Source organism: Micromonospora sp. NPDC005413 (genome assembly GCF_040606435.1).
Classification (GTDB): Bacteria; Actinomycetota; Actinomycetes; order Mycobacteriales; family Micromonosporaceae; genus Micromonospora.
This window is the reverse complement of the sequence record NZ_JBEXEV010000005.1, coordinates 171691-186187: the sequence shown is the minus strand read 5'-3', so window position 1 is coordinate 186187 and position 14497 is coordinate 171691. Positions and strand designations below refer to the sequence as shown.

Sequence of the window (14497 nt, the reverse complement as noted above, 5' to 3'; positions counted from 1 at the left end):
CTCCTCAGCCGACCCGGGCCGCTGAACCGGCCAGGGTGTCCTCCTGCGCGCGCTCGGCCACCGCCGGCAGTCGCGGGGCGCCGAACGCCTTGACGTACGCCACCAACGGTTCGGCGGCGTACCGGAACGCCGCCAGGTCGACGAAGCCCCGGTCCCACGCCGCCGCTTCCAGCCCGTCGGGGGCACAGCCCCACAGCCTCGCGAAGCACTGGTCGACGACCTCGGTGCGGAAGTGCAGGCGCCCACCCGGGCGGCGGTGCCCCGTCGTACGCGGGACGAGCGTCTCGTTCAGCGACGCCGCAGTCGCCGCGACCTGCCGCGCCGCGGCGAGCAACGCGGGGGTACGCAGCGGCGCCGCGACCATCCACAGCGCCAGGCTGCGGTACGGCGTGGTGCCGAACGCCCGCACCAACACCCGCAGCACCGCCTCGCGATCGCCGAGGCCCCGTTCCCGGTCGGTCAGCCAGTCCCACCTGCTCGGCAGCGCACCGGTCAGCCCTCGCAGGCGGGCCACCTCGCGGGCGCGCTCCTCGACCATCGGGTCGGCGATGTCGACCTCGGCCAGCCCGGCCAGCACCCCCCGCCGGTGCCAGGTCGGTGTCTCGGGGTGCAGCAGCATCAGCACCGCGGCGGCCTCCCGGTCGCTGACCCAGTGCCCACCGACCGACTCCCCGGCGAACCGCGACCGCCAACTGTCGAGGAAGCGGGTGTGCAGGTTGTCGATCGGCTGGTCGCCGGCGTGCGCCGGGCACAGTTCGGGCGCGTTGTCCGCTGCCATCGACAGCAGCATCCGCGCGTCGGTGCCCTTGGCGTCCCAGGGGTCTCGCCGGTGCCAGGTCAGGAACCGGTCCACCATGGCCGCCGCCTCGGGTGGCGCGCTGCGCTCCAGCGCGCGGTACGAACGCCGTCGGAAGGGCAGGTCCCGGCCGATGTCCAGCAGCAGCACGGCCTCGGCGTCGCTGAGCACGTCGGCCGCGACGGCGCGGCGCAGCGCGACCCGGATGTTCACCAGCGGGTCGCTCAACGCGCGGTGGCCGTCCTCGGCGGGCCCGTGCACGACCGCCACCTCGTCGTCGCCCGTGACGACGCCGTCGCGGTAGAGCTGGAACACCTCGCCCACGCCACGCATGCCGAACGGCCACAACTCGGCGGCGCGCAGGGCGCCCATGCTGGCGGCGCCGGCCACGGTCACGCCACGGTCGAGCAGGTAGAGGATCTCCCGGTGGCGAACCGGCGGGTGTTGCAGAAAGAACCCGTCGATGACGAGGACCCGGTCGCCGGGGGCGACGTCCAGACGGAGCAGGTCGCCGTGCGCGACGGGCGGCAGCACCACCGCGCCGGGCAGCAGCCGACCGACCTCGTCGGCCGGCAGGCTCGGACCGATGAAGACGACGTCAGTCACGTGGCACTCCCGGTCGGGTACTCAGGGCCCGCTCGTCGAACATTCGCAGGCCGGGGGCGAACACCTTGCTCACCGGGATGCCGATGTCGTCGTGCGTCAGGTCGACGCTGAACGGCTCGACGCCGGTGACCCGCTGCACCCGCGACGCCAGCTCGCGCAGCACCTGGGTCACGTCCCCCACAGGCGGGGTATCCCGGCGGACCGGCCGGACGGGCCGGTCGACGGTGGGCGGCGGCACCGGCGGTGCGCCGACGTCGTGGTACGCGGTGGCGTCGATGTCGTCCCGGGCTCCGGAGACCATGACCAGCCGCGATTGCGCCGCCTCCGCCATGGCCCGACCGACGGCGATCTCCGGGTCCACGTGGCAGCCGAAGCCGCCGAAGGTGACCGGCAGGTCCGGGGACCAGATCGAGGCGGCGTAGCAGGGTACGTCGACTGCGTTGGTGATGTCGCAGACCTCCACCCAGCAGCCGGCCCGCAGCAGCGCCTGGTGCACCGTGCGGGTCATCGCGTTGGTGGCGGTGCCCGGGTCGGTGTAGGTGCGCTCGGCCAACGGGGAGGTGCAGTACGGGGCGATGCAGTCACGTTCGACGACCTCCAGCAGGGCGTGCAGGCTGGCCTCGGCGAAGGTGTTCCCGGTGGCCAGCCCGTTGCTGCTGGGAGTGAACAGGGCGCGGTCCCAGCCACGCCGGACGGTGAAGTCGAGTTCGATGGTGGCGCGGGGCACCAGGCAACGCACACCGGTGACCAGCCCCCGACCGGCCACCCAGTCGAGCTCGACGGCAGGGGTCAGGGGCGACCGTTCCGCCAGGTGCAGCCACCGGACGTCGTACGGCAGGTCGAGCGCCTCGGCCGGGGACCGGACGACGGTCCCCGGCCGGAGGTTCTCGGCATGCCAGGACTCGATGCTCTCCATTACCGCGCTGACCCGGGCCTGCGTCGCCGTGGCGCCGGTGCCGACGCTCACCGCCATGGTGGCTCCGACCGGCCGGTAGGCGACGTGCACCGGTAGGCCGATCTCGTCGAGGCGGGTGATGTCGGCGACCCGGGTGATCCGGAACCGGTCGAGCATGCCACCGATCCGCTCCCAGGTCTGCTCCACGGTGGCCGTCCGGTAGGTGCCGGATCGGAACGCGATGGTCTCGGTCGTGTCAGTCATCGAGGCTCCCGGCGGAGGGGTGGGAAACTCAGAGGATGAGGACGGCGATGATGTTGACGTTGTTGTCGGCCACCGGGGCCACGCCACCGGCGACGGTCTCCAACTCGGCCTCGGTCAGCTCGTTGAGGTCGACCAGCGGCACCTCGGGCACGTGCAGCACGTGCAGGCCGGGCGTGCCGGACCAGTCGGCGACGACCTGATCCTTGGTGTAGAGCGTGGCGGGCTGGGCGCGGTCGACCTCGACCCTGGCGCCGGGGGCGACCGGCAGGCCGGCCGCCGTCGCGTAGCCGGTCGGGTCGGCGAGGAGACGCTGGAGTTCCTCGTCGCTGCGCCACACTGCGGTGACCAGCTCCGAGTACTTGGTCACGAACCTCGCGCCATATTCCTGTTCGTCGTTGCTCATCGTTCGGTCCTTTCCTCGGGATCGCTGCAAGACGGGGGGTTGATCGCTGTGGCGAGAACGCTACGAAGATCGAGGCGCGACAATCAATGATTTCGTCTGACTGTCATCAGAATCTGCCGCGCGGGCCGCTGGGCGGCAGACATCGGTGTCAGGTGCAGCAGCACGGGCAGCAGCAGGCACAGCTGGGGTCCAGGCCGGCGACGACGCTGTCCAGCTCGTCCTCGGCCAGCTCCGACTGGGCCACCGGCAGCAGCGACGGCACGAAGAGCGCGAAGGTGCCCGTGGTCTCCGCCAGCTGCCAGGACTCGATCTGCACCTCGATGTCCGGATCGGTGTCGGCGACGTCCCGGACCACCCGGACCTGCACATTCTCGGACAGTTGAAGCCCGTAGCCGGCGAGGAACCCCCGCGGGTCCCGGTCGAGCGCCTGCTCCTTGACCGGGTCGGCCCAGACGTCGGCGACCAACCGGCTGTACGCGGCCACGAAGACCGCTCGATCGACAGGTGTCACAGCCTGCTCCCTTCGATGGTCGGCCGCCGGCGGCGGCGACAGGCAGCGCGGGAGGTTCCGGCCGCCGGTTTCGCTTCATCGTGGGCCACTGGCGTATCCGGTCCACCCAAAGAGCGGGAATTTCATCGAATGTGGCCGCGAAAAGGTCACGCTGCGGCGAAAGCCGGGTAATTGGGGAATCAGCGACTGGCGGCGGAGAGCGATTCTAATGATTGCCACCACTGTGGACAAGTAGTAATTCCTCGCCTGTCACCCGCCCGGTGCCCGCACATACGCTGCGATCGGCGCACCGCCCACCGTCACCGCGGTTCGACGGGGTGCCGCGTTCCGTCACCGAGTGCTGCCGGAGGCCACCGTGACCATCGACGAGGTGACGACGACGCCCGGCGGCCCGGCCGGGTACAGCGTGGAGGAACTCGCCCGCAAGGTGGGGATGTCGCCGCGCAACATTCGTGCCCACCAGGCCCGGCGGCTCCTGCCCCCGCCGGTGCGGCGCGGCCGGGCCGCGCTCTACGACGACTCCCACGTCCGCCGGCTGGACGCGATCCTCGCCCTGCAGCGGCAGGGCTTCAACCTGGTGTCCATCGAGGCGATGCTCGGGGTCCGGGCCAGTGACGAGGCGCCCGACGGACTGACCGCGATGCTGCAACGCCTGACCGCCGACCGTCCCGCGCTGGCCCACGCGCTGACCCGACACGGCGTGATCGGGCGGACCACCGACGGCACCGTCCGCACCGTCCGGCCACGCCCGCTGCGCGCCGCCCTGGACCTGCATCGGGTACGGGTGGGCACGGTGCCGGCACTGCAGACCCTCAGCGAGGTGCTGGACAGCCTGCGGCCGGTGGCCGACGAGCTGGTCGCCGCCGTCACCGCCCGGCTGCTGGCCCTCGCTCCGGAGCTGGTGCGCAGCGGCACCCGGTCGTCCTGGGCCGACCTCGACCGGGAAACCCTGCTGCTGACCCAGGGCGTGGTCAACGTGCTCACCGAGGCGTTCCGGCTCGCCGTGGAGAACCAGTCGGAGGCGCACGTCGCGGAGTTGCTGGAGAACCACCTCGACACGGACGTGTGCCTGGAAGGCAGCACGGTCATCGACAACGGCTGACCGCACCGTCAGCTTGTCGCGCGCTGTCCGTCCGACTGCCGGCTCTCCACCACGTCATCGGATGGTGCCGGTTCGGCCAGCAGTTGCCGCCGCGCCAACCGGTGGAACAGCCCCTCGGGTTGGTCCATCAGCTCGTCGAAGCTGCCCCGCTGGATGATCCGCCCCGCTTCGAGGACCACGATGGTGTCCGCCGCACGGACCGTGGACAGTCGATGGGCGATGACCACCCGGGTCGCGGCCAGGGCCGCGGTGCTCTGGCTGACCACCTCCTGGGTCCGGTTGTCCAGAGCGCTCGTCGCCTCGTCGAGGTAGATGATCCGAGGTCGGGGAGCCAGCGCGCGGGCGATCAGCACCCTCTGGCGCTGCCCGACGGAGAGCGTCCCGCCGCCGAACGGCACCATCGTGCTCATCCCCATCGGCAGCGTCTCCAGGTCGTCGGCGAGGCCGGCCATCCGCGCCGCCTCCCAGACCTGGTCCAGTGGGAAGCTGCCGGCGCCACAGATGTTGTCCCGTACCGAGCCTGCGAAGAGCTGGCCGTCCTGCAGGACCACCCCGCACTGCCGGCGGACGGCGTGCACGTCGAGTTCGGAGAGGTCCTGGCCGTCGTAGAGCACTGCGCCCTGCTGCTGGCGTTCGAAACCGAGCAGTAACCGGAGCAGTGTGGACTTTCCGCAGCCGCTCGGTCCGACGATGGCGACGAACTCACCCGGGCGGACGTGCAGGTCGATGTCGACGAGCACCGGCGGTTCGTCCGGCTGGTAGGCGAAGGTGAGCCGGTGCAGCGCGACCTCGCCGCGCAACTCGCCCGGGTCCACCCGGTCCGGCCGCGCCTCGGGGTCGGCGCGCAGGATCTCCCGCAGGCTGCCCAGCCGGGGCACTGCCGCGATCACCTCGACCCCGGCCGACACCAGCACCAGCAGCGCGCCGAGCAGCATCGCGAAGCCGACGTTGAGGACGAAGAAGTCGGCCGGAGCGACCCGGCCGGCGAGCGGCCCCATCAGCACGGCGAACAGGACCAGTTGACCGGCGACCGGCAGCACGGTACCGAAGGCGACCAGGCCCGCCTGGCTCTGCCGGACCCGTTGCAGCGCCGCCCGGGCCGCTGCGGCCACCTCCGACCAGCGCGCGTGGGCCCGGGATTCGGCGGCCGCCAACTTAATCTTGACGATGCCGCCGAGCAGCTGGTTGGTCATCGCCGCCGCCCGGTGCTCGGCCGGCAGCGCGGACCGTTGCTGACGGACGATCAGTACGGCGAACGCGCCGAAGGTCAGCATGGTGACGGCGACGATCCCCGCCCCCCACAGCCCGAGCACGGGCTCGACCACCAGGAGCATGCCAAGGGTCACCGCGACGGTCGCGGCCGCCGAGACGAGCTGCGGCAGCAGCGCGCTCAGCGCCTCACCGACGAACGAGATCCCCAACATCGAGTTGGCGATCTCACCGCTGCTGCGACCGGCGAAGAACCGGGCCGGCAGCCGCATGAGCCGATCCCAGATCGCCAGCTGCGCGCCGGACTGCATCCGGCCGTCCAACCGCAGCAGACGCAGGTTCTGCACCACACCGACCAGCCCCGCGACCACGGCGGCGCTGAGCATCAGCGCGAGGAAGCCGAACAGCCCGTTCACCTCGCCCTGCCGGGCGAGCTGGCCGAGAACCTCGCCGGTGGCCAGCGGCACGCCCAGGCCCAGCAGCGCCACGCAGGCGGCGGCGAACAGCAGGCCCCGCACGTCCCGGCCCGCACCGACCAGCCCGGCCCGCAGCAGGTGGCGCATCCGAGCGGTCGGCGGTAGCGGCGCCTGCACTTCGGTCGCCTCCGCGGCGAACGTCGCGGCCACCGTCGCGTCGACCGGACCGTACGCCCGGGTGTCCGGGTCGACGTGGTGGTAGCGGCCTCGGCGGAACACCAGCGGCACCGCGACGGCGCGCTCCGGGTCATCGCCCGCCCGCCACCCCACCAGCGGCCCCAGGTCCCGCCGCCACCATCGGTCCGGCAGCCGCACCTCACGCAGGAACAGGCTGGACGCGCGGGTCACCGCGTGCACCGCCGCCCGGTCGTTCAGCGGCGCGCGGCTGCGGTCGGCCGGCTCGTTGATCGGGCTGCCCATCCCCTCGGTGACCACCCGGACCACCGAGGCCGCCCGCCCGTACCGGTCGAAGCCGGCCTCCCCGTCCGGAATCGGAACCGCGCCGCCCGCGCCGATCACCCCGATCGACCGGCGGGCCGCCGCGGCGAGCACCGCGGCGTCGGCCTGCCGGCGCCGCTCCACGGCGCTCAGCAAGGCCGCGTCGGCCTCCTCGATCCGGGTCTCCACCATCCGCAGCAGCCGGGCCACGTGTTGGTCGACCGCCGACCGGAGCTGACCGCTGACCAGCAGGTCCCAGCTGCCGTGACTCTCCACCGCGCACGGCGACTCGGCCACCACCCAGTCCCGCTCGGCGACCAGTAGCAGCTCCCGCTCCCCCGACATCTCCGCCGGGCCACCGTCGTTGCGTCGCAGCTGTCCGCCGGCGCTGCGCAGCCACCAGGCACCGCCGGTGGAGGTGAGGGCGCTGCCCTGCGCCAGCGAAATGATCTCGCGTCCACGCAGGGTGGACGCCTCCCGGGGCGCCTGCCCGCGGCGCAGCGCGTCGGCGATGGTGACCAGCACCAGGTCCACCGCCGCGACCAACTCCATCGCGGCGGTCCGCGCCCGCAGCGACACCCCCTCGTCGGCCACGCGGCCGAGCCGGACGTGTCGCTCCAGCAGGGACAGGTGACGCCGGGACAGCCCACGCAACTCCGTGCCGGGCAGCGGTACCAGAATCAACTGCCACGCACCGATCGCGGTGGACGTCGGCACCAGGCCACCCGCGGGCAGCCGGGCCACATGGTGACGCCGCGAGGGGCTCATCCCGGCCCGGCGCACCGCGAACAGGTCGGCCTCGCCGCCGGTCACCAACCAGCCGGCCACCGGGCCGTCCAGGCGACAGACCTGGCGTACGCCCTCCGCGCAGAAGCCGATCAGGCCGCCGGCCGGGGAATCCTCCACCGCGCCACTCATCAGCGTCTCCTCGGATCGTCGTGGTCAGTGGTCCCGGACCAGGCGCGCGTACACCCCGTCCCGGGCGACCAGTTGCTCGTGGGTGCCGCGCTCCACCTCTCGACCGCCGTCCAGCACGACGATCAGGTCGCAGTCGCGGACCGTGGACAGGCGGTGAGCCACGATCAGGCAGGTCGCCCCACGCCGGCGCAGGTGCAGGTCGATCCGGCGTTCGGTTTCGGCGTCCAGCGCGCTGGTGGCTTCGTCCAGCACCAGCACCCGGGGGTTGCGGATGAGTGCTCGGGCGATCTCGAGCCGCTGCCGCTGTCCACCGGAAAAGTTGCGGGCGTTCTCCCGTACCGGGCTGCCCAGGCCGCCCGGACGGGCCGCGACCTCGTCGTAGAGGCACGCATCGGTCAGCGCGGTGACGATGTCCTCGTCCGCGACCGTGAGGTCCCACATGGTGACGTTGTCCCGGACCGTCCCCTCGAACAGCCGCTGGTCCTGGTCCACCATGGCGACGGTGGCCGCCCAGAGGCCGTCGTCGGCCGCCGGCCGCTCAAGGCCGTCCACGGTGACCCGGCCGGTCCATGGACGGTAGAGCCCGGCGACCAGTCGGCCCACCGTCGACTTGCCACTGCCCGACCGCCCGACGAGCGCCACCCGGGCACCCGGCGGCAGGTCCAGGCTGAAGTTCTCCAGCAGTGGACGGCCCAGCGGGTTGTAGCCGAAGGTGACCTCCTCGATGCGCAGGTGCCCCTCCATCGGTGTCAACAGGCGGGCGGGTCGGTCGTCGGTCGACGGCAGTGGGTACCGCTCCACGTCGCGCAGCCGGTTGAGGTCGGCGCTCATGTCCTGCAGCCGCGAGCCCAGCGCGGTCAGATTGCCCAACGGCCGGTTCATCGCGACGGCCAGGCTCTGCATGCCGACCAGCACGCCGACGCTCATCGCCTCCGCCATGACCTGCCGGCTGCCCAACCCCAGCAGCACCGCGGTGGTCCCCGAGGCGAGGAACGCCGGCAGGACAGAGAGCACCGCGGTGGGCACCCCCAGCCGCTGCTGACGGGTGGCGACGGTGGCGTGGCGCGCCGCGAACCGGGCCACGGCGCGTTCCTCCTCGCCGCCGGCCTTCACCGTCTCGATCATCTGGACCGTGGTGTAGACGGTTGTCACCAGCTTGCTGCGATCCGCCTGGAGGCCGGCGACGGCGATCGACCGGGTCGAGGCGACGTAGCGGAGCACGCTGACGTTCAGCCCGGCGAGGACCACCGCGCACAGTCCGAGCAGCAGGTCGTACTGGCAGAGCAGTGCCCCGTACGCCAGCACCAGGCCGGTGTCCACCACGGTGGTGGCTGCCCGGCGGGTGAGCACCTCGGCGACCACCTCGTTGCCGCGGACCCGCTGACTGAGGTCGGCGGCCTGCCGCTGGTCGAAGAAGGTCGGCGGCAGCCGCAGCAGATGTCGGAAAAACCGGGCGGCGCTGCTGAGGGCGAGCGCCGTCTCCGCGCGTACGGTCAGGCGTTGCTGGAGCAGGCTGGCCAGGAACGTCAGCACGGTGGCCACCGCCACCGCCACCACCAGGCCGGCGAACGCGGCCCGATCCTCCTGCAGCAGCACGCGGTCGACGAAGACCTGGGCCATCACCGGGATGGTCAGACCGACCACGGCGATCAGCAGGCCGAGCAGCAGCATCTGCGCGATCGCCGAGCCCGGGCCGCGCCACCGCTCGGCCAGCGCCCGGACCAGCCGGTAGCGGGTGCCGCCCGGCCGGAACTCCGGGCCGGGCTCCATGGTGAGCACGATGCCGGTGAAGGCGCCGTCGAACTCCTCCCAGCTGACCGCGCGGGGACCGGTGGCCGGATCGTTGATGAAGACCTTGCGGCCGAGCCCCTCCAGCACCACGAAGTGCTCGAACCGCCAGAACAGCACCGCCGGCAGCGCCACGGCGGACAGGCCGGCCAGGTCCATCTGGAAACCCTTGGCCACCATTCCGTACCGGCGGGCACCCTTGAGCACGGTGGCCGCCGTGGAGCCGTCCCGGCTCACTCCGCACACCCGGCGCAACTCCTCCAGGGGCACGTGTCGACCATGGTGGGCGAGCAGGATCCCAAGCGCGGCGGCACCGCACTCCACCGCCTCCATCTGGATCAGGGTGGGCGTGCGGACTCGCCGTCGCCGGATCCTGGGAAGTTCCGGCGCGCCGCTGGCAGCGGTCGTCGGCGCGCTCATCGCCGCAGCAACCAGTCGATCGGGTGTTCCCGGTCCACCGTGAACCAGGCGGTGACCTCGCTGGCCGAGTTGAGCTGGAACGGCGGCGGGGACTTGGTCCAGCGCAGGCCGCCCGGGGCGGCCGGGTCGGGCTCCAGGGCGACCGTCACGCGGACCACGCTGCCGCGGGCGAGCAGCCGCCGGACGTCCGGCCCGGTGCCCAGGAAGGCACGCAGCGAGGCCTCGGTCTCCGGGAAGGCGCCGACCGTGGTCACCTGGCCCGCCAGGGTGCCGAACACGTTGCGCGGCGCGGCTGCGGCGGCCACCTCGACGGACACGCCGGGTTGCAGCAGCGGCGCGGCGACGGCGGGGGCGTAGACGACGGCCTGCAACGCGTCCCCGGCGGTGTCGAGCCGTTCCAGGTCGGCCAGGTGCGTGCCCGGGGTGACGATCTCGCCCTCCGAGACCAGCCAGGCGACGACGTACGCGTCACCCGGCGCAGTCTCCACCCGCACCTTGCCGTCCGCCGCACGCAGGCTGTAGAGGGGGGTACCCTTCGGCACCCGCTGGTGCGGTGACGCCCACACCTTGGTGACCTGACCGCTCTCGAGCGCGTCGAGGGCGGAGATCCCGTTGGAGTGGATCAGAACCCCGGCCGCCTCGACGGTCCGGGGCACCACCGTGCGCACCGACCAGACACCCGCGGCGACCACGACGATGACCAGCGCGGTGGTGGCCAGCCAGTTCGGCACTGTGGTCAGTCGGACCGCCCGGTCCAGTTGCTCGGGCGCCTCCAACTGGCGCAACGCCTGCCGCCGGAACTTCATGGCCGGCCCTCCGCTCCGGGCGGGCCTGCGGCGCGGCGCGAGCCGAGCAGAAAGTCGGCCACGCTCGGCTCGACCAGCGGGTCGAGCCCGGACAACTCGGCGAAGGCCTGGGAGTCCCCGGCGCCGAGGGCGCACGGTGCCAGCCCCATGGCGGTGGCGACGAGATACATCTGCTGGGTCAGCACACCCGCGTCCTTGAGAATCATGGCGTAGCTCATCCCTTCGTACTTCCACATCAGCCGCTGGACCCGGGCGGTGACCACCAGGACCATCTGCGGCGCCCGGGGCATGGCGCCGGCCGCCCGGGCGTACGCCAGCAGCCGGTCGGCGGCCGGTCCCCAGCCGGCGACCGGCTCCAGCCGGTGCCCGACCGCGTCGTAGTGGTAGAGCCCTGGATCAAGCCCGGCGCAGCGCGCGACCAGTGGATAGATCTCCAGCTCGTAGACGCCGCCGCCGCCCGGGTAGGGCCGGTGGCCGACCTCCTGCCCGCCGGCCTCGCCGACGGCGGTGGTGTGCTGCGACCGGTGCAGGAATTCCGCCAGCCGCTCCAGGGGCAGCGGCGCCGCGTCGTCGTGTTCGCGCACGCTGCGCCGGTCCGTGACGACCTGGCTGAACGCGGGATCCGCCTTGGCGATCGTCGCCAGGTCCGGCAGTGGCAACTCGATCGCCCGGCCCCCGTCGAACGGGCGGCGCAGCGGTTGCGGGGTGAAGCGCTCCCGCATCCGGTAGGTGCCGCCCACCGGCAGCGCGTGTCGGCCGGCCCGGGAGCGGTGGTGCAGCCACAGTTCCTCCGGCGACCAGTAGGCCAGCGGCGCGTCGTCGCACTCCGCCTCGAACTCGGCGTCGGTGACCAGGATCCGGGCGGTGGCCAACTCGTCGAGCACCCGACCGGCGGCCTCCGGCGGCACGCCGAGCGTGCGGGCCACCGTGTCTCCTCCGATGCCCGGCACGGCGGCGGCCAGCACCGCGCCGAGGGCGGTGTCGGCGCAGCCGACGACGAGGGTGCTCAGCGGCGATGCGGCCATCAGCCTGCCCCGCTCGTGCTGAAGGATGGCGAAGCGGGAGAGCCGGTAGCGGATCCCGGGTGTGTGCAGGCGGCTCTCCGGCAGACTGCCCCGACCCAGGCCGGTGGGCACCAGGTCGAGCAGCGCCCGGTCGTCGACCTGGACGCGGCGCTCCAGCCAGGAGTGGGCGAGCAGCCGGCGCAGCAGCAACTGCGCGGGCAGCACGCGGCTCTCCCCCTCCAGGCCGCTGATCAGCCGGCCGACCTCGACGTCGCTGACCCAGTCGGCGGCGAGCCGCAGCAGCAGCGCCCGCCGGCCCATGCCCGGTTGCTCCAGGGTGAGTTGGAAGCGGGTCTGCCGCAGGGTCAGCGAGCCGTCCTCAGCGAGCCGCAGTTCCGCGTCACGGCGCAGCCGGTACGACTCCTGAATCGGCGGACCGCCGACGGAGCCGCTCACGACGACCGCCGGCCGACCGGGTCCACCACGGTGGTCATCCCCACATCCCTCCCACGTTCCCGGTAGTCCCGGGAGCGCCGGCTAGAAGAAGACGTTCAGCGGATTGGCCGACATCTCGTCGACGGCCAGCGGGCCCCGGCCGAGGCGGGCCGGCACGTCCCACAGCCGGCCGGGACCGAGCCGGCGCCAGAAGTGCCGCAGACCCGGCACGACGACTTTCACCACCGCCAGATCGACATCCGGACGGGACTGGTCGACGACGATCACCTCCAGGCCGGCCCGCTCCGCCCGGCGTACGCACCGACGCACGTCATCCCCGACATCGCCGGTGGTCAGCGCCGGGTGGTCCGCTGCGGTGCGCGGCGGCCGGGTGGGGTCCGGGGACAGCCAGGGCTGGTCGGCCACCCGCACGGTGCCGAACCAGCGCGCGGTGTCCGGATCGTCGACGCCGTACCGGTTGCGTGCGGAGGTGGGTCCGGGAACGGCGGGCAGGAACTGGTTCACCTCGGTGAGCGCCCGGGTCAGCGCGACCCGCGCGTCCAGGTGCGCGCCGAAGCCGACCAGGACGTCCTCCGGTCCTCGGTCGACCCGCCGGGACACCGCGGCGAACGTGGGTACGCCGAGGTCGGCGGTCAGGTCGAGGGCCCACAGCTCACGGCCCAGCGTGGTGGCGTGGTGGTCGACGCAGGCGGCGGTCCACGGGTCGGCGAACGAGGCGAGGTTCACCCCGGGCATCCGGGAGCGGTGGTACCACCACAGGGCCACGCTGTCGCGCTCCACGAGTTCGCAGAAGCCCTGCAGGATCGCCTCGGACAGGTTGCCGCCGGCCGCGCAACCGTTCGAGTCGGCCGAGCACACCCCCAGCCCGGTCAGCTCCGGATGCCCGTACCAGCAGTACGCGGCGGGCAGCTCGCGCGGTGTCTGCCGGGTCAGCGACCAACCCGTGGTCCAGTCCAGCTCCACCTCGTCGGGCAGCGGGCGGGGAATACGGTGCAGGTGGCCCAGGTCGGGGTTGATCCGGGACCGGTCGGCGTACTGGCGATCCGAGAACAGCAGCAACTCCCGCAGGTGTACCGCGCGGTCCGGACCGAGCTGCCGGTAGCTCGCCCGGTGCACGGGGCGGTCGCCGCGCCACACCCCGCAGTAACGCTCCACCGCCTCTCCGATCGCGCTCATCCGGGCCTGCAGGTCCGTCCGGCCCTTGCCGCCGCTCTGCCCGCGCAGATTGCGGCGCAACCCGGCGAGCTGGCGGGGTTGGGCGAAGTTGTGCCCGGCCGAGTAGGTGTGGGTGACGCCGTTGTCGGTCGCCTCCAGCGAGGTCAGCCGGCTCACCACGCCCAGATAGCGGCTGACGTGGTGAACGAGCGCGGCGTACGCCTCGGCGGGTTCCCGGGTGCGGGAGTCCCCGGTCCGACTGGGCTGGGCGCCGCTCGGTGGCAGGTCGATCCGTGGTTCGGCCTTGCGGACGAGGTCCGGGTCGCCGCAGGCGGGGCACTGCGGCTGGCGTACCAACTGGTGGCTCTCCGTGCTCAGGTCCCGGGTGTCCAGGGCGACCATCCGGCCGGTGAGGCGGGGCGACGTGCCCCGTACGGCGAGCACGGCGAGTTCGGCGGCGAGCAGCCCGGCGGCCATGGTGGCCAGTCCGGGCAGGACCGCCCGGCCGGGCTGCGGCAGCGGACCGGCCAGGTCCTGCCCGCCGAGAAAGGCGTTCACCTGCTCGTTCTCCTGCCAGCGTTGCCGCAGGCAGACCCAGCAGCCGGTGCTGCCCGGCACGAGGTGCGGGCCGAGGAAGACGACGTTGCCGTGTGGCCGGGCCAGGGTCCACGCGCGACCGGCAGCCAGCTGGCGGTCGTTGATCAAGGCCAGCCGAGGGTCGAGCATCGACGACGGCAGCACCAGCACCTGGGCGGTGCCCGGGTCGGGGTCCGTTGCCTCCGGCCCGACCACGGTGACGGCGAGCCCGAGGGCGCGCAGCGCGTCGGCGGTCTCGGCCACCCGGGGCGCCCCGAGATCCACGATGGTGACCGTCCCCCCGGCCATCCACCGCTGCCCGGCCTCGGGCGGGACACCCCGGGCGTCCCAGCCGGCGGCCTCGGCTGGCGAGGTGTGCGCCGGCCCGGACACCAGCAGGCCGTGGTCGCGCAGCCGGGCGAGGGCGGCGCCGACGGCGGCGACCGGGTGCCGGGTGGCCAGCCGGGCCACCACGTCGGCCAGCGGCGCGGCGCCGTCGAGCTGGTCGGCCAGGTCCGCGGCGACCGGGTCGTCGATGAGCAGGCTGCGGGTCTCCCCCAGCACCACGAGCGGACCGTCGGGCAGCCGCACCGGCACGTAGTCCGATCGGAAGCGCGGACGCCACATGGTTCCTCCTCCCGAGCCTGGTGCCGGACCGTGGCACCGCCGGCCCC

At 73.1% G+C, this 14497-nt stretch carries 10 protein-coding genes; 1 reads left to right on the top strand and 9 read right to left on the bottom strand.

Features of this window, described 5'->3' with window-relative positions; all coding sequences use genetic code 11:
• Positions 1–4 precede the first annotated feature (4 nt).
• The 4 genes from ABZS37_RS09870 to ABZS37_RS09855 all read right to left on the bottom strand — a co-directional run bounded on the left by ABZS37_RS09870 (position 5) and on the right by ABZS37_RS09855 (position 3475).
• The gene (locus ABZS37_RS09870) at positions 5–1402 is read right to left on the bottom strand and encodes a TfuA-like protein (RefSeq protein ID WP_355167362.1); all 1398 of its coding nucleotides are present in this window, start codon (positions 1400–1402) and stop codon (positions 5–7) included.
• Positions 1395–2561 (bottom strand): YcaO-like family protein, encoded by a 1167-nt coding sequence (locus ABZS37_RS09865; RefSeq protein WP_355167360.1) that lies wholly within the window; start codon positions 2559–2561, stop codon positions 1395–1397. The genes ABZS37_RS09870 and ABZS37_RS09865 overlap by 8 nt, the downstream gene beginning before the upstream one ends.
• Positions 2562–2589: 28 nt before the next feature.
• Positions 2590–2964, bottom strand: a complete 375-nt coding sequence (locus tag ABZS37_RS09860; RefSeq protein WP_354993535.1) for a hypothetical protein — start codon at positions 2962–2964, stop codon at positions 2590–2592.
• 148 nt (positions 2965–3112) lie between these two features.
• Entirely contained in the window at positions 3113–3475 is a 363-nt protein-coding gene (locus ABZS37_RS09855; protein ID WP_354993534.1) for a hypothetical protein, read from the bottom strand.
• A 355-nt stretch (positions 3476–3830) separates the two neighbouring features.
• Here ABZS37_RS09855 and ABZS37_RS09850 point away from each other — a divergent pair, with 355 nt between their 5' ends.
• Positions 3831–4577, top strand: coding sequence for a MerR family transcriptional regulator (locus ABZS37_RS09850; protein WP_355167358.1), 747 nt, complete (start codon positions 3831–3833; stop codon positions 4575–4577).
• Positions 4578–4585: 8 nt separating this feature from the next.
• On the opposite strand, the gene ABZS37_RS09845 is transcribed toward ABZS37_RS09850, so the two are convergent.
• The 5 genes from ABZS37_RS09845 to ABZS37_RS09825 all read right to left on the bottom strand — a co-directional run bounded on the left by ABZS37_RS09845 (position 4586) and on the right by ABZS37_RS09825 (position 14450).
• On the bottom strand, positions 4586–7618 hold the full coding sequence (locus tag ABZS37_RS09845) for an ATP-binding cassette domain-containing protein (protein ID WP_355167356.1): 3033 nt from the start codon (positions 7616–7618) through the stop codon (positions 4586–4588).
• A gap of 24 nt (positions 7619–7642) precedes the next feature.
• Positions 7643–9826: an NHLP family bacteriocin export ABC transporter peptidase/permease/ATPase subunit gene (locus ABZS37_RS09840; RefSeq protein WP_355167354.1), complete on the bottom strand. Its 2184-nt coding sequence runs from the start codon at positions 9824–9826 to the stop codon at positions 7643–7645.
• On the bottom strand, positions 9823–10632 hold the full coding sequence (locus ABZS37_RS09835) for a hypothetical protein (protein ID WP_355167352.1): 810 nt from the start codon (positions 10630–10632) through the stop codon (positions 9823–9825). The genes ABZS37_RS09840 and ABZS37_RS09835 overlap by 4 nt, the downstream gene beginning before the upstream one ends.
• A complete protein-coding gene (locus ABZS37_RS09830) occupies positions 10629–12092 on the bottom strand; it encodes a SagB family peptide dehydrogenase (RefSeq protein WP_355167350.1) in 1464 nt (487 codons plus the stop codon). Before ABZS37_RS09830 ends, ABZS37_RS09835 begins: the two co-directional genes overlap by 4 nt.
• Positions 12093–12173: 81 nt before the next feature.
• A complete protein-coding gene (locus tag ABZS37_RS09825) occupies positions 12174–14450 on the bottom strand; it encodes a TOMM precursor leader peptide-binding protein (RefSeq protein ID WP_355167348.1) in 2277 nt (758 codons plus the stop codon).
• Positions 14451–14497 lie beyond the last annotated feature (47 nt).